The organism is Vibrio sp. TRT 1302, from assembly GCF_050113875.1.
Taxonomy (GTDB): Bacteria; Pseudomonadota; Gammaproteobacteria; order Enterobacterales; family Vibrionaceae; genus Vibrio.
On the sequence record NZ_JBNJOF010000034.1, the window covers coordinates 1 to 21,588 of the forward strand.

Sequence of the window (21,588 nt, forward strand, 5' to 3'; positions counted from 1 at the left end):
AGAGAGTAAATCAGCATAGAGCCGTGGCCGTTAGAAAGTACGAAACGGTCGCGGTCAGCCCACTCTGGGTTAGCTGGATTGTGATTTAGGTGTGAACGCCAAAGAACTTCAGCGATATCAGCCATACCCATAGGTGCGCCTGGGTGGCCAGAGTTAGCTTGTTGTACACCATCCATGCTTAGAGCGCGGATTGCGTTAGCGAGATGTTGACGAGAAGACATGTCAGCTCCTGAGTGCATTAAGCGAATCATAAATGTAAGTGGGCGACAATTCTCTCAAAGCACTGTTAGCTCTGCAAACGTTTTCCAGCCTGTTTATTCACAAATATCCTATCTTTTGGTCTAACTTCATAGAGGAAGCACGCAATCTTCATATTAGTGACGCAAACGTTTAGTTTTGCTTCTAAGAAAAAAAGAGCTTGTAATTCGAACGGTCAAAACTAAAATAGACGTCTAGATGTAGATACACCTACAATTAACCGTATTATTTATTTGTGTCCCACTATCGCTTTTAGCACTGGGACACAATCCAAAAATTTATAGTGGAGCTCACATGGCTAAGCACCTGTTCACTTCTGAGTCAGTATCAGAAGGCCATCCAGATAAAATTGCAGACCAGATTTCTGATGCAGTCCTTGATGCGATTCTAGAACAAGATCCAAAAGCACGTGTTGCGTGTGAAACTTATGTAAAAACCGGCATGGTAATGGTTGGTGGTGAAATCACGACATCTGCATGGGTAGATATCGAAGAACTCACTCGCCAAACTGTTCGTGAAATCGGCTACGTTCACTCTGACATGGGCTTTGATGCTAACTCTTGTGCAGTTCTAAATACGATCGGTAAACAGTCACCAGATATCAACCAAGGTGTTGATAAAGCAGATCCTAAAGAGCAAGGTGCAGGTGACCAAGGTATTATGTTCGGTTACGCAACTAACGAAACTGAAATCCTAATGCCGGCACCAATTACTTACTCTCACCGTCTTGTGCAAAAACAAGCTGAAGTACGTAAGAATGGCACTCTACCTTGGTTGCGCCCAGATGCGAAATCTCAGGTTACTTTCCAGTACGATGAAGGCAAAATCGTTGGTATCGATGCAGTCGTTCTTTCTACTCAACACTGTGACACAATCTCAACTCCAGACCTACGCGAAGCAGTAATGGAAGAGATCATCAAGCCAGTACTACCTACAGAGTGGATCAACAAAGAGACCAAGTTCTTCATCAACCCAACAGGTCGTTTTGTTATCGGTGGTCCTATGGGTGACTGTGGTCTGACTGGTCGTAAGATCATCGTTGATACATACGGCGGCGCAGCGCGTCACGGTGGTGGTGCATTCTCTGGTAAAGATCCATCAAAAGTAGACCGTTCTGCGGCTTACGCAGCTCGTTATGTTGCGAAAAACATCGTAGCGGCAGGTCTTGCTGATCGTTGTGAAATCCAATTGTCTTACGCGATTGGTGTTGCAGATCCAACGTCTATCATGGTTGAAACTTTTGGTACTGAAAAAGTTTCTCAAGAAATCATCATTGAAGCAGTTCGCCAGCACTTCGACCTACGTCCATACGGTCTACAAGAAATGCTTAACCTACTTCAACCAATCTATAAGAAGACAGCTGCATACGGTCACTTCGGTCGTGAAGAGTTCCCTTGGGAAGCGACTGACAAAGCAGCAATTCTACGTGAGTTCGCTGGATTAAAGTAATTTAGTGACAATCACTTAGCTGATATATCGAGGCCTCTGGACAACCAGAGGCCTTTTTTATTGCTAATAAAAATCGCATCTCAACGTTGTATTTTTTTGTCATGGGGTCAATAGTTAAAAATATGTTAACACCTCAAATTCAGTATTGTACTGATGGTTAACATAGACTGATGCACCGCTTACATCACAGACGTCGCCAAGCCGGGCATCGAGTATCAAACGCTAAATTTGCCAACGAATTTAGTCAACGTAGAGAATCGATCAAGGAGGATGTATGCCTCGTACGGTGAATCCACATGACTTCAACGATAAACGAAAGGAAGTCTCAGATGCGGAATATGCTCGCACAATTCCTTGCAATCAAGTGAGTATATCTGCCCCATTCCACTGGCTCGCGCTCGGACTACATGACTTCGTCCGAATGCCGCTTATTAGTGCCTTTTATGGCTTATGCTTTATGGCTGCCGCAATCGGTATTGTATTACTTGTGCAATGGCAAGGAACCCACCTTGTCGTCATGCCGAGCTTAGTCGTCTATATGTTAATTGGTCCATTCCTTGCGCTTGGATTGTATGACGCTAGCTGGGAAAGAGAGAGAGGCCATAGCGCCAGTTTGATGCACTCAATGAAAGCCATCGGACGTAACTCAAGTTCACAATGGGCCTTTGCGGTGTTACTCGCGGTTTGTATGATTTTCTGGATGCGTATCGCAGCGCTGCTTCATGCTCTTTACCCGTCGGTTCAGGGAGCGCCTTTAAGTGAGTTTATGCCATTTCTCGTTATAGGCTCTTTGGTCGGTTTTGTTCTGGCGAGTATCGTCTTTAGTATTTCAGCGTTTTCCATTCCACTAATGATGGAACGCCGAGTCGATATGATGACCGCTGTATTCACTAGCTTTAATGCCGTCAAATCGAACATTCCTGCGATGATCGTCTGGGCCGCACTTATCTGTGGTGGTATTTTGGTTGGTTTTGCCACTTACGGTATTGGGATGCTCTTTACCATGCCAATTCTTGGTTATGGTACTTGGCATGCCTACCATGAAACAATCAAAAAGAAACATCACCCTTAGGTCGCACTTCATGCTCTTCCGGTATATTATTCGCCCCTGCTTATGGGGCGATTTTTTTGGAGTGTGGCTTGGACATAGAATTAGAATATCGAGCAAACAAGGTGATTGCCGAATGCATAGATACAGCACAACAAGCCTTTAAGCGCCGTTTCTCCATTCCCAGCCTTAACTTTAAACTCAGAGGAAAAGCTGCCGGTAAAGCATTTCTACAGCTCAATGAAATTCGCCTCAATCCAGTCCTTTTTAGAGAAAACAAACACGACTTCTTTGCAGAAGTCATTCCCCATGAAGTTGCCCACTTAGTCACCTATCAAGTGTATGGGCGAGTCCGTCCTCATGGAAAAGAGTGGCAAGCGGTCATGGAATCTGTGTTTAAAATACCCGCTCGGACAACACACCGTTTCGAAACTATCTCGGTTCAAGGAAAAACGTTCGAATATCGCTGTCAGTGCTCCTTGTACCCGTTAACGATTCGTCGCCACAATAAGGTTTTGAGACAACAAGCAAGTTATCGCTGTCAGCAGTGCCATCAAACCCTTGCCTATACGGGCAAACAACTTTCCTAAATTCGAAATTTCTCAATTATTTGATGCATAGTTGCGTGTTAGACTCCAGTTTCTAATACTTTTCTAACACTTAACTATCATGCAAAAACATCTGCTCATCGCTCTTGCGGCAATGATTTTAAGCCCCCTATCTCAAGCTGCTCCGCCCGCTTCGTTCAGCCAAGCCAAGAAAGAAGCCGTTAAAATTTACTCCGATCACCCAACGAGTTTCTACTGCGGGTGTGACATTGATTGGAAAGGAAAGAAAGGCATCCCCGACTTAGAGTCGTGTGGCTACAAAGTTCGCAAACAGCAACAACGCGCCTCACGTATCGAATGGGAACATGTTGTACCTGCCTGGCAATTTGGTCACCAACTCCAATGTTGGCAAAACGGCGGAAGGAAAAATTGTTCCAAGAATGACAAACAGTTTCGTCAGATGGAAGCCGATCTCCACAACCTTACTCCAGCCATTGGAGAGGTAAACGGTGACCGTTCCAATTTCAACTTCAGCCAGTGGAATGGTATCGATGGGGTCACCTATGGCCAATGTGAAATGCAGGTCAATTTCAAGGAACGTAAAGCGATGCCACCAGATCGTGCCAAAGGCGCCATCGCAAGAACCTATCTCTACATGAGCCAAGAATATGGGTTCAATTTGTCCAAGCAGCAACGTAATCTTATGAATGCTTGGAATAAGCAGTTTCCAGTAGACAAGTGGGAGTGTGAACGAGAAACCCGCATCCACAAAATTCAAGGCAATCACAATCCGTTTGTTTATGAAGCCTGCCAAGCGCGTTAAATACCTTTAGAGTTTTCAGTTAAGCACTGGAAACTCTGCTTGCCCCTTGTTTTTTCAATGCAAAGCATCCATGTTAGAAGTTAACTCAAAATCTGTTGCCGGAAGTCGAAATACGATGCGAATCCCACGAATTTATCACCCAGAAACCATAACTCAGCTTGGACGTTTGTTACTGAGTGAAGAAGCAGCTGGCCATATCGGTCGAGTGCTGAGAATGAAGGAAGGTCAGCAAGTATTGCTGTTTGACGGGAGTGGTGCAGAGTTTCCGGCACTCATCAGTGATGTAACCAAAAAATCCGTGGAAGTAGACGTTACTGAACGTATTGAGCGCAGCAGTGAATCACCGTTAGATCTCCACTTAGGTCAAGTAATCTCGCGTGGCGATAAGATGGAGTTCACGATTCAAAAGTCTGTTGAGCTAGGTGTGAATACCATTACTCCCCTAATCTCTGAGCGCTGTGGCGTGAAACTCGATCAAAAACGCTTTGAGAAGAAACTCGCTCAATGGCAAAAAATAGCAATCAGTGCGTGTGAACAATGCGGTCGAAATACAGTGCCAGAGATTCGCCCTGTCATGCAGCTTGAGGAATGGTGTGGTGAAGAGTACGACGGCTTAAAACTCAACCTACATCCACGCGCCAAGTACTCGATTAATACTTTACCTACACCTGTAGAAAAAGTGCGTCTACTGATTGGTCCTGAAGGTGGTTTATCCGCTGAAGAAATCGGCATGACTGAAAAGTACAATTTCGAAGAGACGCTGCTCGGTCCACGTGTTTTACGTACTGAGACAGCAGCCCTTACGGCAATTACAGCCTTGCAAGTTCGTTTCGGCGATCTTGGTTAAACGGAGAAAGACAATGATCAAATTAGGTATTGTGATGGACCCTATTTCGTCCATTAACATCAAAAAAGACTCTAGCTTTGCCATGATGCTTGAAGCGCAGCGCCGCGGCTATCAGATCCATTACATGGAAATGAACGATCTCCACCTTGAGCAAGGTGTTGCGATCGCAGATACCAAGATCGTAGAGCTTAAAGAAGATCCAACCGGCTGGTACGAATTTAAATCCGAGCAAACCATCGAGTTATCCGACCTCGATGCCGTTCTAATGCGTAAAGATCCTCCATTTGACACTGAGTACATCTACGCAACCTACATTCTAGAACGTGCAGAAGAACAAGGTACGCTGATCGTAAACAAGCCACAAAGCCTTCGTGATTGTAACGAAAAACTGTTCACGGCATGGTTCCCAGAACTTACCCCAACCACAATAGTGACTCGAAAAGCAGAAAGAATTAAAGCGTTCCGCGAACAGCATGGTGACGTGATCTTAAAACCTCTAGACGGCATGGGTGGCGCCTCTATCTTCCGCGTCAAAGAGAATGATCCAAACGTATCCGTCATCATTGAAACCTTGACCAACCACGGTCAAAACTACGCAATGGCACAAACATTCGTTCCTGATATCAGTAACGGTGACAAGCGCATCCTAGTCGTAGATGGGGAGCCAATGCCGTATTGTTTGGCGCGAATTCCTGCGAAAGGTGAAACCCGTGGCAACTTGGCAGCGGGCGGAACAGGTGAAGCGAGACCACTTAGTGAGACAGATAAAAAGATAGCTGAAGCTGTAGCGCCTACACTTAAAGAAAAAGGGCTGATATTTGTTGGCTTAGACGTCATCGGTGACAAGCTAACAGAGATAAACGTAACTAGCCCAACTTGTATTCGTGAAATCGAAGCGGCATTTGATGTGTCGATTACTGGCAAACTCATGGACGCCATTGAACGTCGACTAAACGCCTAAACTCTTAGGGCAGCCTATAGGGTTGCCCATATTTAAGTGGGAGTGTTTATGAATTTAACCAACCATTTTTTAGTGGCAATGCCGGGCATGAAAGATCCCTACTTCCAGCGCAGCGTGATTTACGTTTGCGAACACAACGAAGATGGGGCGATGGGTTTAATGATTAATGCTCCTATCGACATCACCATCGGCAAAATGTTAGAGAAAGTCGATGTCGAGTCGATTCATCCGAAACTTTTAACCGACAGCTTAGACAAGCCTGTGCTCAACGGTGGCCCAGTCTCGGAAGATCGTGGTTTTATACTCCACCAGCCTAAAGACGAATATGAATCCAGCATCAAGATGACGGATAAAATCTCCGTCACTACATCTCGTGATATTCTTGGTGTACTCGGGACAGAAGCAGAACCTCACCATTATCTCGTCGCATTGGGCTATTCTGGCTGGGAAGCCGGTCAACTAGAGATAGAGCTGTCAGAGAACTCATGGTTAACGGTTGAGGCGGATCCCAATGTGATGTTCGATACTCCAATCAATGAACGCTGGCAAAAGGCTGTACAGATGCTTGGTATTGATGTCGCCCAACTTTCTAGTGATATTGGCCACGCGTAACAACAATAACGAAGAGAAACATGTCTAGAACAATTATGGCATTTGACTTTGGCACTAAAAGTATTGGTAGTGCCATAGGACAGGAAATTACTGGTACCGCTTCTCCGTTGAAAGCTTTTAAAGCTAACGATGGAATCCCAAATTGGGATGACATCGAAAAGCAAATCAAAGAGTGGCAACCGGATCTCCTTGTGGTGGGTTTGCCTACCGACTTGCATGGCAAAGATCTTGAAACCATTACACCAAGAGCGAAGAAGTTTGCTAACCGCCTACATGGCCGTTTTGGCTTAGCCGTCGAACTGCATGACGAACGCCTATCAACCATGGAAGCACGCGCAGACTTGTTCGAAATGGGTGGCTACAAAGCGCTAAGCAAAGGGAATGTCGACTGCCAGTCAGCGGTCGTCATTCTTGAAAGCTGGTTTGAGGCGCAATACCAGTAGCGAAAAAAACTGGAAGGTTGACGTTAAAGCGTCAACCTTTGTTCTGCATTTGAAAGGTAGCCCCCTTAAAAAATCTGTATCAAATGCTCAATTAACCGCTATACCCTTTTTTACCCCTACAAGGGCTTAGCTCTCGAATCTAAGTGCCCTAATCCATATCAATCTTAACATTACTCAACGCACTGCCACTTGAGCCATTGCCACGCTGTGTTTTAAGCATAATTCTGAGGTCATTGGCCGAATCTGCACTATGAAGTGCATCTTCCTCGCTAATTTGATTCTCGGTTACTAACTTATACAGTGCCTGATCAAAGGTTTGCATCCCTACCTCATTCGACTTAGCCATTGTTGTTTTTAACTCATGCAAGTCGCCACGTCGAATAAGATCAGACACTCTTGGGCTATTGAGCAACACTTCAAAGACACCATGACGACCCTGACCGTTTTTATCTCGAATCAGTTGCTGACCAATCACACCACGAAGATTCATCGACAGATCGAACAGGAACTGTTCCTTTTGCTCTTTGGGTACCAAATGTAAAATGCGTTCAAGAGCCTGATTTGCGTTATTGGCATGCAGAGTCGCCATACAGAGATGACCTGTCTCAGCAAATGTCATTGCGTATTCCATTGTTTCACGAGAGCGTATTTCTCCAATCAGAATCATATCAGGAGCCTGACGCAACGAATTCTTCAATGCAACTTCATAGCTTTCTGTATCTAAACCGACCTCACGTTGAGTCACAATGCAGCGCTGATGCTCGTGAACAAACTCAATCGGGTCTTCAACCGTTAAAATATGCCCTGACTGATGAGTATTGCGATAGCCAGTCATTGCCGCCATGGTGGTCGATTTACCCGAACCAGTCGCCCCAACGACAAGAACTAGCCCCCTCTTAGCGGTAGCCAGTTCTCTCAATACTTCAGGAAGCTTGAGCTCTTCAAAGGTGGGAATCCTTGTCTCAATTCGGCGAATAACGGCGCCAGGCAGCTCTCGCTGATAGAAAGCCGAGACACGGAATCGTCCAAAGTGACGGACGATAGCAAAGTTAGCCTCTTTACTAGAATGAAACTCGTGCTGGCGCTCTCTATCCATCATGCTTTCAAGCAAGGAATTCACCACCGCATGTGAAAGTTTATCGCCTTGGGGACGCAGCTCACCATCCACACGATACAGAACCGGAGCCCCAACCGTGATATAGAGATCTGACGACTTTTGATCGATCATCTGCTCTAAAAAAACATCAATATCCATACCGTTTCCACTCAATCAGAACATAGACGTTTCAAGTTCTATTTTCTTAGCAACTTCATCTGGATCAACCAAGCCTTGTGCTATCAACTGTTTGGCATTTTGCTCCATAGTCTGCATCCCATGAGCAGCTCCAGTTTGAATCACAGACAACATCTGTGCGACTTTATCCTCACGAATAAGATTGCGAATGGCAGGTGTCGCCATCATGATTTCATGACAAGCTGTACGCCCGCCACCGATACGTTTCAGCAGTTTTTGTGCAATAACCGCTCGCAATGATTCAGAGAGCATTGAGCGCACCATTTCTTTATCGCTACCTGGGAATACATCAATAATGCGGTCAATGGTTTTTGCCGCTGAGCTAGTGTGCAGAGTCCCAAACACCAAATGACCAGTTTCGGCCGCAGTCAGCGCTAAACTGATCGTCTCTTTATCACGTAATTCCCCGACCAGAATAACATCTGGGTCTTCGCGTAAAGCACTGCGTAAAGCGTTGCTAAAATTGTGTGTGTCACGGTGAACTTCACGCTGATTGACTAAGCATTTGTTGTTACTGTGAACAAATTCAATCGGGTCTTCAATCGTGAGGATATGCTTGTTGTGGTGACGGTTAATGTAGTCCACCATCGCTGCGAGCGTCGTCGATTTTCCAGAGCCCGTTGGCCCAGTAACCAATACCAACCCTTTTTCCATATTGGCAATTTTTTCGAAGATTGGCGGAGTTTCTAACTGTTCTAAGGTAGGAATTGTCATAGGGATGGTACGGAACACCGCTGCACAGCCTCGAGCCTGATTGAACGCATTGACACGAAATCGTCCAACGTCAGGTAACTCGAACGAAAAGTCGACTTCAAGCCGCTCTTCAAACTCGCTTCTTTGAGCGTCGTTCATCACATCAAATATCAACCGATGCACATCCGCATGATTAAAAGCTGGTACGCCAAGCTTTCTTACTTCACCATCTATCCTTACCATTGGAGATACTCCAGCAGAAAGATGTAGATCTGAAGCATTATGCTTTACACTAAAATCCAGTAATTCAGCGATATCCATTTAAAATCCTTAAGTAAAATCTGCTATGACTAGTATTCAACAAAATATTGAACAGATCACCTCACAGATTGAGGTCGCACAACAAAAGTGTGGACGCGGTCGGGACTCAGTGCAACTTCTCGCCGTCAGCAAGACTAAGCCTGTCGAAGCTATCCTTGAAGCCGCTCAAGCTGGGCAAGTCGCATTTGGAGAGAACTACGTCCAAGAGGGGGCGAATAAAGTCGCCCACTTCACTCAGCATCACCCTGAGCTGAACTTAGAATGGCACTTTATTGGCCCAATACAGTCCAATAAGTCACGCCATGTTGCGGAAAGCTTTGACTGGGTACATACCGTCGATAGAACTAAGATTGCTCAACGTCTCAACGATCAGCGTCCAGAAGGACTCGAGCCGATTCAGGTTCTGATTCAAGTAAATACCAGTGGAGAAGCATCAAAGTCCGGCATTGACGACGATGAAATCTTTGCGCTTGCAGAGTTGATTTCTCAGCTTCCGAACCTCACTTTAAGAGGATTGATGTCAATCCCTGCTAATGTTTCAGACTATGAGTCACAACTGGCGGCATTTACTCAATTAGCGAAGCTCAAAGAGAAACTCGCGCATCATTTTCCTGATCAAAACATCGATACCTTGTCGATGGGAATGAGTGGTGATATGGAAGCCGCTATCGAAGCCGGTAGCACCATGGTTCGTATCGGTACCGCTATCTTTGGTGCTCGCGATTACAGTAACAAAGCATAAATTGTTGAAAGGATACAAAGACTAATGGAACACAAGAAGATCGCCTTTATCGGCGCAGGCAATATGGTTAAGGCCATTGTCTCTGGCTTAATCGCAGATGGTTACCCAGCAGAACTTATCACTGCTACAGCCCCATCTGAGACACGTCGCTTACCATTAGAGCAAAGCTATGGTATCCAGACCACCAGCGACAATTTCTCAGCTGCGCAACAAGCAGAGGTCATTGTACTGTCGGTTAAACCTCAGATGATGGAAGAGGTCTGCCGCCCACTGCAAAGCATCGACTTCTCAGGAAAATTGGTGATTTCAATTGCGGCAGGTATCCAGTGTTCACGTCTAAACGAAATGCTCGGTTGTTCATTGAATATCGTTCGTGTCATGCCTAATACACCATCACAGTTGGGGCTAGGAATGAGTGGCCTGTTTGCTCCTGAACACGTAACAGCGCTAGACAAAGCTTTTGCTGCTGAGTTAATGCAAGCGGTAGGTAAAGTGTGTTGGGTTGATCAAGAGTCTGGCATCAATAACGTCATTGCTGCAGCTGGAAGTGCGCCTGCATACTTTTTCTTGTTTATGGAAGCCATGCAGGCAGAAGCCATCGCTCAAGGTTTTGATAAAGAGACAGCTCGTCTACTCGTGCAGCAATCAGCGCTCGGTGCGGCAAGCATGGTCGTTAAAAACCCAGACACAGAGCTGTCCATTCTACGCGAAAACGTGACATCCAAAGGGGGCACAACGGCTGAAGCCCTGAGAACATTCAATCAACATCAACTTTCAGATATAGTAGCGAAAGCTATGCAGGCGGCCGTTGCTCGCGCTGAAGAGATGGAAAAACTGTTTTAATTACCAGAGCACAACGCTCTAGAAAATAAGGGTCACCTATGAATTCAATGAGTTTTCTGATTTCCACCCTGTTTGATCTCTACATCATGGTGGTGATCTTACGTATCTGGTTGCAAGCTTCCCGCGCAGACTTCTACAACCCGTTTTCACAATTCATTGTAAAAGCAACTCAGCCTGTTATTGCTCCACTACGTCGAATGATCCCATCTGTGGGCAGCCTAGACTTAGCAACTATTCTGTTCGCCTACGTACTGTGCGTATTGAAATTCGTCGCACTGGTTCTGATCGCTTCAAATGGCTCAGTATCCTTCAGTGCAGACTTCCTGTTCCTAGGCCTATTGTCACTGATTAAAGCAGCGGGTGGCCTACTTTTCTGGGTGCTATTAATCCGCGCTATCCTAAGTTGGGTAAGTCAAGGTCGCAGCCCTATCGAATATGTTTTCCATCAGCTTACTGAACCTATGCTCGCACCTATCCGTCGCGTTATCCCAGCGATGGGTGGTTTTGACTTGAGTGTATTAGTACTTTTTATTGCTCTACAATTCGCTAACTTTCTGATGGGTGACCTCATTGGCCCTATCTGGTATCAGCTATAATGTCACAAGCAGCTTGGTTTGACGGCGAGGATCTGATTCTTCGCCTTTACATCCAACCCAAGGCAAGCAGAGACAAGATCGTTGGCCAACATGGTGAAGAGATCAAGGTAGCAATAACCGCACCTCCGGTGGATGGGAAAGCCAATGCTCATCTGAGCAAGTACCTTGCAAAGCAGTTCAAGGTAGCCAAAGGACTCATCACCATAGAAAAAGGGGAACTTGGCCGACATAAACAAGTCAGGGTCAGTTCTCCAACACAAATACCCAATGAGGTACAAGCCATCATCTGATGGCTTTTTATTTATCGCTCGTCAATGAAACGAATTTAAGAAGGAAGCCCTATGAAGAAATGGATCACACTCGCACTCATCAGCTTGTTTGCTGTACCAAGCTGGGCTGGTCAGTTCAAAACCATCAAAGATGTTGAGGTACACTACTCTGCCTTCAACTCTACTTTTTTAACGGCGCAGGTTGCCAAGAATTACAAGCTCAAACGTAACGCCTATTCGGCGATCCTTAACATCAGCGTCTTAGACAATTCGCAAGCAGGAAAACCCGCCATTACCGCTGAAATCACCGGTACCAGTAAAAACCTGTTAGGCCAGACTCGCCAGCTCAACTTTCGCGAAGTGCAGGAAGGCAACGCTATTTACTACTTAGCGGAGTTTCCTATTTCACAAGAGGAACAACTGACATTCGATTTGGATGTTAATGCTGGCATTAAGGGCACAGGAAGATTAAAGTTCACCCAGAAATTTTACGTAGAAGAGTAATGACCAAACGGCATGACTCTAGTTCATCAAAGAGACAGAATCCAATGAGCAAGATTGTATTAGCGACAAGTAATCAAGGTAAGGTTCGCGAAATGGCAGACCTACTGGCTGATTTTGGTTTTGAAGTGTTAGCCCAAAGCGAATTCAACGTTTCTGAAGTTGCTGAAACTGGCACCACATTTATCGAGAATGCGATCATCAAAGCGCGCCACGCGGCAAAAGAAACCGGTCTTGCAGCCATAGCTGATGATTCAGGTTTAGAAGTAGACGCCCTCAAAGGTGCCCCTGGTATCTACTCCGCTCGCTACGCTGGCGAAGGTGCAAGTGACCAACAAAACCTTGAGAAGCTGCTCGATGCAATGAAAGAGGTGCCAGAAGAACAGCGCAGTGCTCGTTTCCATTGTGTGCTCGTGTTAATGCGCCATGAAAACGATCCAACTCCTATCGTTTGTCACGGCAAGTGGGAGGGACGAATTCTCACTGAAGCTCACGGCGAAAATGGCTTTGGTTATGACCCAATCTTTTTCGTACCAGAAGACAACTGCGCTTCTGCTGAGTTAGAACCAGCACGTAAAAAACAGCTTTCACATCGCGGAAAAGCGCTCAAACAGCTGTTCGCGACTCTATCTGAACAACCGCTTTAATCACTACTCAGTCAACGATAGACAATGAGCAAACTTATCCCACCAGCACTAAGTCTTTATGTACACATCCCATGGTGTGTACAAAAGTGCCCGTACTGTGATTTTAACTCTCACGCTCTAAAGGCAGAGATCCCAGAAAATGAATACATTGCTGCACTGCTACAAGATTTAGACACAGATATTGAGCGTTACCAGATCAATGATAATCCGCGCCCATTGCACTCGATTTTTATCGGTGGCGGTACTCCTAGTCTGATTTCGGCACAAGGTATTGCTGCGCTTCTATCAGGAATTGAAGCTCGCATCCCTTTCAAACCCGACATAGAAATCACTATGGAAGCCAACCCTGGCACGATTGAGGCGGAGCGTTTCGCTGGCTATAGAAAAGCGGGAGTGACACGTATTTCCATCGGTGTGCAAAGCTTCGAGCAGCAAAAACTTGAGAAGCTAGGTCGAATTCATGGGAAAGATGAAGCGGTCAATGCGGCTAAGCTGGCTCATCAAATCGGTCTTAATAGCTTTAACCTCGATCTCATGCACGGATTACCGGATCAGTCTGTCGATCAAGCTCTGGCCGATCTCGATAAAGCGATCGAACTCGATCCTCCTCATCTATCTTGGTACCAGCTAACCATCGAACCTAATACCATGTTCTATTACAAGCAGCCTACCTTGCCGGATGATGATGACTTGTGGGATATTTTTGAGTTGGGACATCAAAAGTTAGCCGAAGCAGGCTACGTTCAGTACGAGATTTCCGGCTACAGTAAACCCGGTTATCAATGCCAGCATAATCTCAACTATTGGCGTTTTGGTGATTATCTTGGTATTGGCTGTGGCTCTCACGGAAAAATAAGCTTTAGCGATGGTCGCATTATTAGAACCACAAAAGTCAAACACCCTCGAGGCTATCTAACGGCGTATGACAATATGGTCAAACCTTACTTGAGTGACGAAACGGCAGTCAGTGAACAAGATCGCCCCTTCGAATTCTTTATGAATCGATTCCGCCTGATCGAAGCATGTCCGAAACAGGATTTTCTCGACACCACAGGGCTTGGTTTCGAGGCGATTGAAGAGACAATTAGCTGGGCGATTGGATTAGGCTATCTCACAGAGACAAGCACTCACTGGCAGATAACGGAGAAAGGAAAGTTATTTTTGAATGACTTACTTGAAGCGTTTATGGCAGAAGAGTAAACAAGATTAGTTTCAAGGGTTGGCACACAGCGCCAACCCTTTTTTATTTTAATTAGCTAGCGGCCTAAGAGCTTCAACAAAAAACGCTCAAAGGGCACTATCTGCCGCTAAAAAATCGAGCGACCAATTCTCTCTGCTAACAACTCTAATGCTTTTGTACCAGCTAGGGAGTTACCAGATGGATCTAGCTCAGGCGACCAAACCGCAATGGTCATTTCTCCTGGGACGACGGCCATAATACCGCCACCTACACCAGATTTACCCGGCATACCGACTCGGTAGGCAAACTCACCCGCACCATCATACAAACCACAGGTAGCCAACAAGGCATTCAACTGCTTAGTTTGAGTTGGCGTAATCACTGGTTTGCCAGTTTGAACTGACGATCCCTTATTCGCTAGGTAGCTGAAGGTTTTGGCCAGATCGACGCAACTCATCTTGAGTGCACACGCGTGGAAGTAGTTATTGAGCACCGGAATTACATCGTTCTCAAAATTGCCAAAGGAACGCATGAGGTAAGCGATAGCCGCATTACGGTCACTGTGCATCATCTCAGAGGCGGCTACCACCTTGTCATAACAGATAAGTGTATCGCCTGATAACTGACGAACAAACTCAAGCAAACGCTGGCGAGGCGCAGAGAGACGGCTATTAAGCAAATCCGCGACAACAATCGCGCCCGCATTGATGAAGGGGTTACGTGGAATACCCTGTTCCATTTCCAACTGAATCAGCGAGTTAAATGCCTGACCTGAAGGCTCTTTACCAACTCTTGCCCAAATTTCCTCTGGTTTATATAGGCACATTGCCAAGGTTAAACTCAGCGCTTTAGAGATGGATTGAATAGAAAACGCCTCATCGGCATCCCCTGCTTTAATCACTTCACCTTGATTGGTAAATACAGCAATACCTAGCTTAGACGCAGGCACTTTCGCCAAGGCGGGAATATAATCAGCGACTTTACCTTGTCCAATAAGAGGGCGAACCTCAGCGAGGATTTCTGTTAAGATTTCTTGTGTCGGTTTCATCAGCAACCTTTAAAATCAATTAGTTATTATTATTTTCTTATAGGGTCAAAAAAGCCAACACATCAATGTTGGCTTTTTAAATCTCTTCACGTCAGCGCGATTGACCGTCTTAACCAGCCAATAACGTTGGACAATTATTTTACGCGTTTGTATTTAATATCCCAAACGCCATGACCTAAGCGATGACCACGTGCTTCAAATTTTGTTAGCGGGCGCTCATCCGGACGTGGAATATAGTCACCATCTTGAGCAATGTTTTCAAAACCAGGCGCTTGGTTCATCACTTCAATCATATGCTCTGCGTAGTTTTCCCAGTCAGTTGCCATATGGAAAATACCTTCACCTTCAATCAGCTTTTGACGAACCATTTCAGCGAAATCTAGCTGAACGATACGGCGCTTGTGGTGACGCTTTTTGTGCCACGGATCTGGGAAGAACAGTTGAAGAGTAGCGAGGCTGCTATTTGGAATCATGTTAGCAAACACTTCTACCGCGTCATGACACATAACACGTAGGTTAGTGATACCCGCTTCACGTGCATCTGACAAACAAGCACCAACACCTGGGCTATGTACTTCGATACCGATAAAGTTTTTCTCAGGTGCATTTTTCGCCATTTCAACCAGCGATGCACCCATACCAAAACCAATTTCAAGAACAACAGGGTTGTCGTTACCAAATACCTCTTTCCAATCAAGAAGTTCATTTTGGTAATCAATACCCATTGCTGGCCAACACTCATTCATCGCGTTTTCTTGACCCTTGGTCAGACGACCTTCGCGTCGAACAAAGCTGCGAATTTTGCGTATCAATTTACCGTCTTCGTTGTACTCGTTAGTGGTCACTTCACTCATGATTTTGCCTGTCTAAAAATTGGTCTCGACTCAAAGGGATTGTGATTATCCAAAGAATTGCCACTGGTGCAAGTTTTTTAGCTAATTCCACACAGTTTATCGGTTGTACTTTACCCATAAACTATGGTGCAATTTTGCAAGATTAGATAACAAAATAAACAGAGCAAGTCGTGACCCCTTTCGCCAGCGCCATCCTCGAATGGTATGAAAACTATGGACGTAAGAGCCTACCTTGGCAGCAAAACAAAAGCGCCTATAGCGTTTGGCTGTCTGAAATCATGTTGCAACAGACCCAAGTTGCCACTGTGATCCCCTATTACCAACGTTTTTTGCAACGCTTTCCAACCGTAGTAGATCTCGCGAATGCGGAACAAGATGAAGTCTTACACCTGTGGACAGGGCTTGGTTACTACGCCAGAGCGCGAAACCTCCATAAAGCAGCAAAGGTCGTTACCGAGCAATATGGTGGAGACTTCCCACTAAACATTGAAGAGATGAACGCATTACCTGGAATTGGACGCTCCACCGCTGCCGCCATACTCTCATCCGTTTACAAGCAACCACACGCTATCTTGGATGGCAATGTTAAACGAACCTTAGCTCGTAGCTTTGCGGTAGAAGGATGGCCGGGACAGAAAAGCGTTGAGAATCAATTGTGGCATTATGCGGAACAACACACCCCCTCAGTTGATGTCGACAAATACAACCAGGCGATGATGGATATGGGTGCGATGGTCTGTACACGCAGTAAACCTAAATGTTCCCTCTGCCCTATCGAGTCTTTCTGTCTTGCCAACAAACAGGGTAATCCACTCGACTATCCAGGTAAGAAGCCTAAAAAAGAGAAACCGTTTAAGGAAACGTGGTTTGTCATGCTACACCACAACAATCATGTGTGGCTGGAACAACGCCCTCAATCTGGAATTTGGGGTGGGTTGTTCTGTTTTCCTGAAGCTGAAGATGCCAATATCGTCCATCAGCTTGATATACGTAATGTCACTGAGGATACAATCAAAGACCAGACTCAGTTGATCGCATTCCGCCATACCTTTAGCCATTATCATCTCGATATCACACCAATTTTGGTAGACCTATCAAAGCAACCCAATGTGGTAATGGAAGGAAGCAAAGGTCTTTGGTATAACTTATCGCAACCTGAAGAGATCGGTTTAGCCGCGCCAGTTAAGCAATTACTGGAAAGCTTGCCTTTTGAACTTCAAAGTTAATCATATTTTAAGGAGTCGTTATGAGCCGCACTGTATTTTGTGCTCGACTACAAAAAGAAGCTGATGGTCTTGATTTTCAGCTTTATCCGGGTGAACTAGGAAAGCGTATTTTTGATAATATTTCTAAAGAAGCTTGGGCACAGTGGCAACACAAACAGACCATGCTGATCAATGAAAAAAAACTCAATATGATGGATCCTGAACACCGTAAGTTAATCGAAACAGAAATGGTTAACTTCCTGTTTGAAGGTAAAGAAGTCCATATTGAAGGCTACACTCCGCCTAGCGAGTAACCCTAGCCTGAGTTGAGATACGGAAAAATGACATCATTGCCAGCAGTGATGTCATTTTTTTAGGAGATATATGAAGAAGTTAGCGTATTTTTTTCTCGCGATGTCATTGACAGGTTGCAGCCGAGAGTTTGTTGAAAGCCTGTATGATGTGAACTATGAACCGACGAACCGTTTTGCCAAAAATCTCGCTCAGTTACCCGGTCAGTTTGAAAAAGACACAGCGGCACTTGATGCGCTGATCAACAGTTTTTCGGGCAACATCGAAAAGCGTTGGGGACGCAACGAAATTAAATTTGCGGGCAAAAGTAACTACGTAAAATACATAGATAACTATCTTAGTCGTTCAGAAGTCAACTTCGATAAAGGCTTGATTACTATCGAAACCGTCTCTCCTACGGATCCTAAGGCACATCTAAAAAATGCCATCATCACGACCTTGCTGACACCAGATGATCCCGCAAACGTCGACCTTTTTTCCTCTAAAGAAATCACTTTGGAAGGCCAACCATTTCTTTATCAACAAGTTGTTGACCAAGATAACAAGCCTATTCAGTGGTCATGGCGTGCGAATCGATTCGCAGATTATCTGATCGCCAACAAGCTAAAAGTCAAAGACGTAGATTTTAAGAAAGCCTATTACGTCGAAATTCCGATGGTAGCGGAACAATTTGAAATTCGTAGCTACAAATATGCAGACATCGTTCAACGAGCATCACGCAAGTACGACATACCTGAAGACCTAATTTACGCCATCATCAAAACAGAAAGTAGCTTCAACCCCTATGCCGTAAGCTGGGCAAACGCTTATGGTCTAATGCAAGTCGTACCAAAAACGGCAGGGCGAGACGTATTTAAGTTAGTCAAAAAACGCTCTGGAGAGCCGACACCTGAGTACTTGTTTAACCCAGAAAACAATATTGATACTGGGACTGCCTACTTCTACATTCTGAAAAATCGTTACTTGAAAGACGTGAACCATCCAACTTCGTTGGAGTACAGCATGATCTCAGCATACAACGGTGGTACTGGCGGCGTATTGAACACTTTCAACCGCAATGACCGCAAACGTGCAATGAACGACCTCAACTCATTGCAACCCAATCAGGTTTATTGGGCGCTGACGAAAAAGCACCCTAACGCCGAAGCACGTCGTTACTTAGAAAAAGTTACCAAATTCAAAAAGGATTTTAACTCAGGTAAAACATAATCATTAAAAACGGCTAAATAATCGGCACTTAACCACTTTTTTGACTTTTTTTCTAAAAACAAGTTGACGGCAAGAGCGAAAATCCGTTTAATAGCGCTCCGTCGCCCGGATAGCTCAGTCGGTAGAGCAGAGGATTGAAAATCCTCGTGTCGGTGGTTCGATTCCGCCTCCGGGCACCACAATTTGATTTGTTGGTGTCTTAACGAAAGTGACAACACGAACAAAAGCATAAAGAATATAGTGTGCCGACTTAGCTCAGTAGGTAGAGCAACTGACTTGTAATCAGTAGGTCACCAGTTCGATTCCGGTAGTCGGCACCATTCTTTTGCCTCGATAGCTCAGTCGGTAGAGCAGAGGATTGAAAATCCTCGTGTCGGTGGTTCGATTCCGCCTCGAGGCACCATTATTTGGTGTACTTACGAAGTAAGACACAAACAGAATAGTTCCTCCTTAGCTCAGTTGGTAGAGCGACGGACTGTTAATCCGCAGGTCGCTGGTTCGAGCCCAGCAGGAGGAGCCACTTTAAGAAGCCAAGTCGAAAGACTTGGCTTTTTTCATTTCTACCGTGCCCACTTTTATTTCAACGCTATACCTCACCCACGCTATCCGGTTACTGCAACCAAATCTTTAACTTGTACTCGTTTGTCACATTTCAATACACCAGAGCTATCAATTTTAGTGACTTTTTTTTAGGTGCGAAATATATTCAAACCCCAAGCAGATAAATATTTAATCTGTTCTACAATAAGATGACAAGACAAATAAAGTACACCTGATTACCCCTTTTTAATTTCAGAATGATCAATTTGCGAGCAATTATATGAAACTAAAGACACAAGCTTATTTATTGTCAGGAATTATCCTGATTGCTCTACTCGCTTTAACGGCTACTGGATTATGGACTCTGCGTGTTGCCAGCAACTTTGATAACAAGCAACGAGTTACTGAACTATTTAAAAGTGCCTACAGCATATTAAGCGAAGTGGAGAAAATGGTCGTCGACGGCACATTAGAAGAGCAGCAAGCCAAAGCCATTGCGACTCGCCTATTGAGAAACAATATCTACAAAGATAATGAATACGTTTATGTCGCCGATGAAAATATGACGTTTGTAGCAACACCATTAGACCCTCAGCTACATGGTACCAGCTTCCATGATTTCAAAGATGGTAACGGCAATAGTGTCGGACAACTTATTCAAGACGTTTTAGGTCGTAAAACAGGCCAGATCGTTGAATACACTTGGACGCAAAAGCAGGCCGATGGCAGCATTGAAAGTAAACTGTCTATTGCACAAAAGACCCCTAAATGGGGATGGGTTGTTGGCACAGGGATAGGTTTCAATGAGGTCAACGCTCGATTCTGGGCAACAGCACAATGGCAGTTAGTTCTCTGTTTGATCATTGCGGGGGCTATTTTAGCCGTATTGGTATTCTCAATTCGTCGTATGCTCACGCTATTAGGCGGTGAACCTCAAGATGTACGTAAAGCCGTGCAAGAAGTAGCCAATGGTACCATTCAAACTTCGTTCGCTTCTAAGGCCGCTCCAGGAAGTATCTACGAAGCGGTTCAGCAAATGAGTCAATCACTAGCGCAATTGGTCAGCAACCTAGACGGATCTATGCATGCGCTTCGCAATGAGCTAGCGAGCGTAGAAAGCCGTTCTGCGACCATCGCTCAGTTAACCGATTCTCAGCAACAATCGACCGCAATGATCGCAACCGCAATGACTGAAATGGCCTCTTCGGCAAACAATGTTGCTGACTCTGCAAGTGATACCGCGCGTAATACTGAAGAAGCTGATAAACAAAGCCAGCATACTCAGCAGTTGATTCACAACACCGTAGATAACATCCAAGGCTTAGCTAGCCAATTGGGTACCGCGAGCAAAGCCGTTGCTGATTTAGACAGCGACGTTAATAATATTGTTAAAGTCTTAGATGTAATCGGTGATATTGCAGAACAAACAAACTTACTGGCACTGAACGCAGCCATAGAAGCGGCACGAGCGGGTGAACAAGGTCGAGGCTTTGCAGTCGTTGCCGATGAAGTACGTAACTTAGCAGGACGAACTCAAGACAGTACCAAAGAGATCCAACTGATGATTAATAACCTTCAACAAGGCTCGCGCAATGCTATTAGCACGATGGAAGTCTGTGCGGAAACCAGTGAAAGCACTGTTGAAGAATCTCAAAATGCCTCTGCGGCTTTGCAACAGATCGTTGTTGCTCTTGAGTCTATTACTGAAATGAGTCATCAAATTGCGACTGCCGCGGCAGAACAGACCCAAGTGAGTGACGATATTTCTCAACGTATCAATATGATTGAAGACAGTGGCAATCAGTTAAGTAGCGTAGTGACAGAGAGTCACAACAGCACACAAAGCCTAACTCAATTAGCCAATGAACTAGAAAATTGGGTAAGTAAGTTTACTGTTAAGCACTAAAAGCCGTTGGAGTAACAAAAAGCACGCCTCTTCGCGTGCTTTTTTTGTTCTTTACCCCTAACTATTCCGGTCGATTTTTACGATAACGCCTTTTGCTCCCTATACATTTCTTATCCAAAATGGATAAAAACAGCCCATTAAGTATAGAAAAACAACAAACGATATTTTTTTTGCATTTTCATGTTGACCTAAAGCACGAAAAGCATTTTAATACACCTCGTCGCCCGGATAGCTCAGTCGGTAGAGCAGAGGATTGAAAATCCTCGTGTCGGTGGTTCGATTCCGCCTCCGGGCACCACAATTTGATTTGTTGGTGTCTTAACGAAAGTGACAACACGAACAAAAGCATAAAGAATATAGTGTGCCGACTTAGCTCAGTAGGTAGAGCAACTGACTTGTAATCAGTAGGTCACCAGTTCGATTCCGGTAGTCGGCACCA

Annotated in this window: 23 protein-coding genes, 6 tRNA genes and 1 pseudogene; 25 read left to right on the forward strand and 5 right to left on the reverse strand. The window is 45.1% G+C overall.

Going from position 1 to position 21,588, the window contains the following annotated elements:
• A pseudogene (locus ACQEXP_RS20585) lies at positions 1-221 on the reverse strand (transketolase); the annotation flags it as partial.
• A gap of 331 nt (positions 222-552) precedes the next feature.
• Here ACQEXP_RS20585 and metK point away from each other — a divergent pair.
• From metK to ruvX, 8 genes are all read left to right on the forward strand, one after another.
• Positions 553-1,707: a methionine adenosyltransferase gene (gene metK / locus ACQEXP_RS20590; protein WP_269378563.1), complete on the forward strand. Its 1,155-nt coding sequence runs from the start codon at positions 553-555 to the stop codon at positions 1,705-1,707.
• Between the two features lie 274 nt (positions 1,708-1,981).
• Positions 1,982-2,779 carry a DUF2189 domain-containing protein gene (locus ACQEXP_RS20595; RefSeq protein WP_269378562.1) on the forward strand — a complete coding sequence of 266 codons (798 nt, stop codon included), beginning with the start codon at positions 1,982-1,984 and terminating at the stop codon, positions 2,777-2,779.
• A gap of 68 nt (positions 2,780-2,847) precedes the next feature.
• Entirely contained in the window at positions 2,848-3,345 is a 498-nt protein-coding gene (locus ACQEXP_RS20600) for a SprT family zinc-dependent metalloprotease (RefSeq protein ID WP_426971400.1), read from the forward strand.
• 79 nt (positions 3,346-3,424) lie between these two features.
• Entirely contained in the window at positions 3,425-4,126 is a 702-nt protein-coding gene (endA, locus tag ACQEXP_RS20605) for a deoxyribonuclease I (protein WP_426971401.1), read from the forward strand.
• A 115-nt stretch (positions 4,127-4,241) separates the two neighbouring features.
• On the forward strand, positions 4,242-4,973 hold the full coding sequence (gene rsmE / locus ACQEXP_RS20610) for a 16S rRNA (uracil(1498)-N(3))-methyltransferase (protein WP_269378564.1): 732 nt from the start codon (positions 4,242-4,244) through the stop codon (positions 4,971-4,973).
• Positions 4,974-4,986: 13 nt separating this feature from the next.
• Positions 4,987-5,934 carry a glutathione synthase gene (gene gshB, locus ACQEXP_RS20615; protein ID WP_426971402.1) on the forward strand — a complete coding sequence of 316 codons (948 nt, stop codon included), beginning with the start codon at positions 4,987-4,989 and terminating at the stop codon, positions 5,932-5,934.
• 48 nt (positions 5,935-5,982) lie between these two features.
• Positions 5,983-6,546, forward strand: coding sequence for a YqgE/AlgH family protein (locus tag ACQEXP_RS20620; protein ID WP_269378558.1), 564 nt, complete (start codon positions 5,983-5,985; stop codon positions 6,544-6,546).
• Between the two features lie 20 nt (positions 6,547-6,566).
• Positions 6,567-6,989, forward strand: coding sequence for a Holliday junction resolvase RuvX (gene ruvX / locus ACQEXP_RS20625; protein ID WP_269378557.1), 423 nt, complete (start codon positions 6,567-6,569; stop codon positions 6,987-6,989).
• Positions 6,990-7,137: 148 nt separating this feature from the next.
• Here ruvX and ACQEXP_RS20630 read toward each other — a convergent pair whose 3' ends face one another.
• On the reverse strand, positions 7,138-8,244 hold the full coding sequence (locus ACQEXP_RS20630) for a PilT/PilU family type 4a pilus ATPase (RefSeq protein ID WP_426971403.1): 1,107 nt from the start codon (positions 8,242-8,244) through the stop codon (positions 7,138-7,140).
• 15 nt (positions 8,245-8,259) lie between these two features.
• The gene (locus tag ACQEXP_RS20635; protein ID WP_426971404.1) at positions 8,260-9,297 is read right to left on the reverse strand and encodes a type IV pilus twitching motility protein PilT; all 1,038 of its coding nucleotides are present in this window, start codon (positions 9,295-9,297) and stop codon (positions 8,260-8,262) included.
• A 25-nt stretch (positions 9,298-9,322) separates the two neighbouring features.
• On the opposite strand from ACQEXP_RS20635, the gene ACQEXP_RS20640 reads away from it, so the two are divergent.
• Genes ACQEXP_RS20640 through hemW form a run of 7 tightly spaced genes read left to right on the forward strand, consistent with a single transcriptional unit; the run spans position 9,323 to position 14,095 of the window.
• On the forward strand, positions 9,323-10,039 hold the full coding sequence (locus tag ACQEXP_RS20640; protein ID WP_426971405.1) for a YggS family pyridoxal phosphate-dependent enzyme: 717 nt from the start codon (positions 9,323-9,325) through the stop codon (positions 10,037-10,039).
• A gap of 24 nt (positions 10,040-10,063) precedes the next feature.
• Positions 10,064-10,882, forward strand: a complete 819-nt coding sequence (proC, locus tag ACQEXP_RS20645) for a pyrroline-5-carboxylate reductase (protein ID WP_426971406.1) — start codon at positions 10,064-10,066, stop codon at positions 10,880-10,882.
• Between the two features lie 38 nt (positions 10,883-10,920).
• Positions 10,921-11,478 carry a YggT family protein gene (locus ACQEXP_RS20650; protein WP_426971407.1) on the forward strand — a complete coding sequence of 186 codons (558 nt, stop codon included), beginning with the start codon at positions 10,921-10,923 and terminating at the stop codon, positions 11,476-11,478.
• A complete protein-coding gene (yggU, locus tag ACQEXP_RS20655; RefSeq protein WP_269378551.1) occupies positions 11,478-11,768 on the forward strand; it encodes a DUF167 family protein YggU in 291 nt (96 codons plus the stop codon). Before ACQEXP_RS20650 ends, yggU begins: the two co-directional genes overlap by 1 nt.
• Positions 11,769-11,819: 51 nt before the next feature.
• Positions 11,820-12,251 carry a DUF4426 domain-containing protein gene (locus tag ACQEXP_RS20660; RefSeq protein WP_426971408.1) on the forward strand — a complete coding sequence of 144 codons (432 nt, stop codon included), beginning with the start codon at positions 11,820-11,822 and terminating at the stop codon, positions 12,249-12,251.
• 44 nt (positions 12,252-12,295) lie between these two features.
• Entirely contained in the window at positions 12,296-12,895 is a 600-nt protein-coding gene (locus ACQEXP_RS20665; protein ID WP_426971409.1) for an XTP/dITP diphosphatase, read from the forward strand.
• Between the two features lie 24 nt (positions 12,896-12,919).
• The gene (hemW, locus tag ACQEXP_RS20670; RefSeq protein ID WP_426971410.1) at positions 12,920-14,095 is read left to right on the forward strand and encodes a radical SAM family heme chaperone HemW; all 1,176 of its coding nucleotides are present in this window, start codon (positions 12,920-12,922) and stop codon (positions 14,093-14,095) included.
• 107 nt (positions 14,096-14,202) lie between these two features.
• On the opposite strand, the gene glsB is transcribed toward hemW, so the two are convergent.
• Positions 14,203-15,123, reverse strand: a complete 921-nt coding sequence (glsB, locus tag ACQEXP_RS20675) for a glutaminase B (protein WP_269378547.1) — start codon at positions 15,121-15,123, stop codon at positions 14,203-14,205.
• Positions 15,124-15,257: 134 nt separating this feature from the next.
• On the reverse strand, positions 15,258-15,977 hold the full coding sequence (gene trmB, locus ACQEXP_RS20680) for a tRNA (guanosine(46)-N7)-methyltransferase TrmB (protein ID WP_426971411.1): 720 nt from the start codon (positions 15,975-15,977) through the stop codon (positions 15,258-15,260).
• Between the two features lie 170 nt (positions 15,978-16,147).
• On the opposite strand from trmB, the gene mutY reads away from it, so the two are divergent.
• The 10 genes from mutY to ACQEXP_RS20730 all read left to right on the forward strand — a co-directional run bounded on the left by mutY (position 16,148) and on the right by ACQEXP_RS20730 (position 21,588).
• Positions 16,148-17,203 carry an A/G-specific adenine glycosylase gene (mutY, locus tag ACQEXP_RS20685; protein ID WP_426971412.1) on the forward strand — a complete coding sequence of 352 codons (1,056 nt, stop codon included), beginning with the start codon at positions 16,148-16,150 and terminating at the stop codon, positions 17,201-17,203.
• A gap of 20 nt (positions 17,204-17,223) precedes the next feature.
• A complete protein-coding gene (locus ACQEXP_RS20690; RefSeq protein WP_138971437.1) occupies positions 17,224-17,496 on the forward strand; it encodes an oxidative damage protection protein in 273 nt (90 codons plus the stop codon).
• 70 nt (positions 17,497-17,566) lie between these two features.
• Complete coding sequence (mltC, locus tag ACQEXP_RS20695) at positions 17,567-18,703, forward strand: membrane-bound lytic murein transglycosylase MltC (protein WP_269378544.1); 1,137 nt, start codon at positions 17,567-17,569, stop codon at positions 18,701-18,703.
• Positions 18,704-18,806: 103 nt separating this feature from the next.
• Positions 18,807-18,882, forward strand: a tRNA-Phe gene (locus ACQEXP_RS20700).
• Positions 18,883-18,947: 65 nt separating this feature from the next.
• Positions 18,948-19,023, forward strand: a tRNA-Thr gene (locus ACQEXP_RS20705).
• A 7-nt stretch (positions 19,024-19,030) separates the two neighbouring features.
• Positions 19,031-19,106 (forward strand) — tRNA-Phe (locus ACQEXP_RS20710).
• A 41-nt stretch (positions 19,107-19,147) separates the two neighbouring features.
• Positions 19,148-19,223, forward strand: a tRNA-Asn gene (locus ACQEXP_RS20715).
• 300 nt (positions 19,224-19,523) lie between these two features.
• Entirely contained in the window at positions 19,524-21,149 is a 1,626-nt protein-coding gene (locus ACQEXP_RS20720; RefSeq protein WP_426971413.1) for a methyl-accepting chemotaxis protein, read from the forward strand.
• A gap of 222 nt (positions 21,150-21,371) precedes the next feature.
• Positions 21,372-21,447, forward strand: a tRNA-Phe gene (locus ACQEXP_RS20725).
• A 65-nt stretch (positions 21,448-21,512) separates the two neighbouring features.
• Positions 21,513-21,588 (forward strand) — tRNA-Thr (locus ACQEXP_RS20730).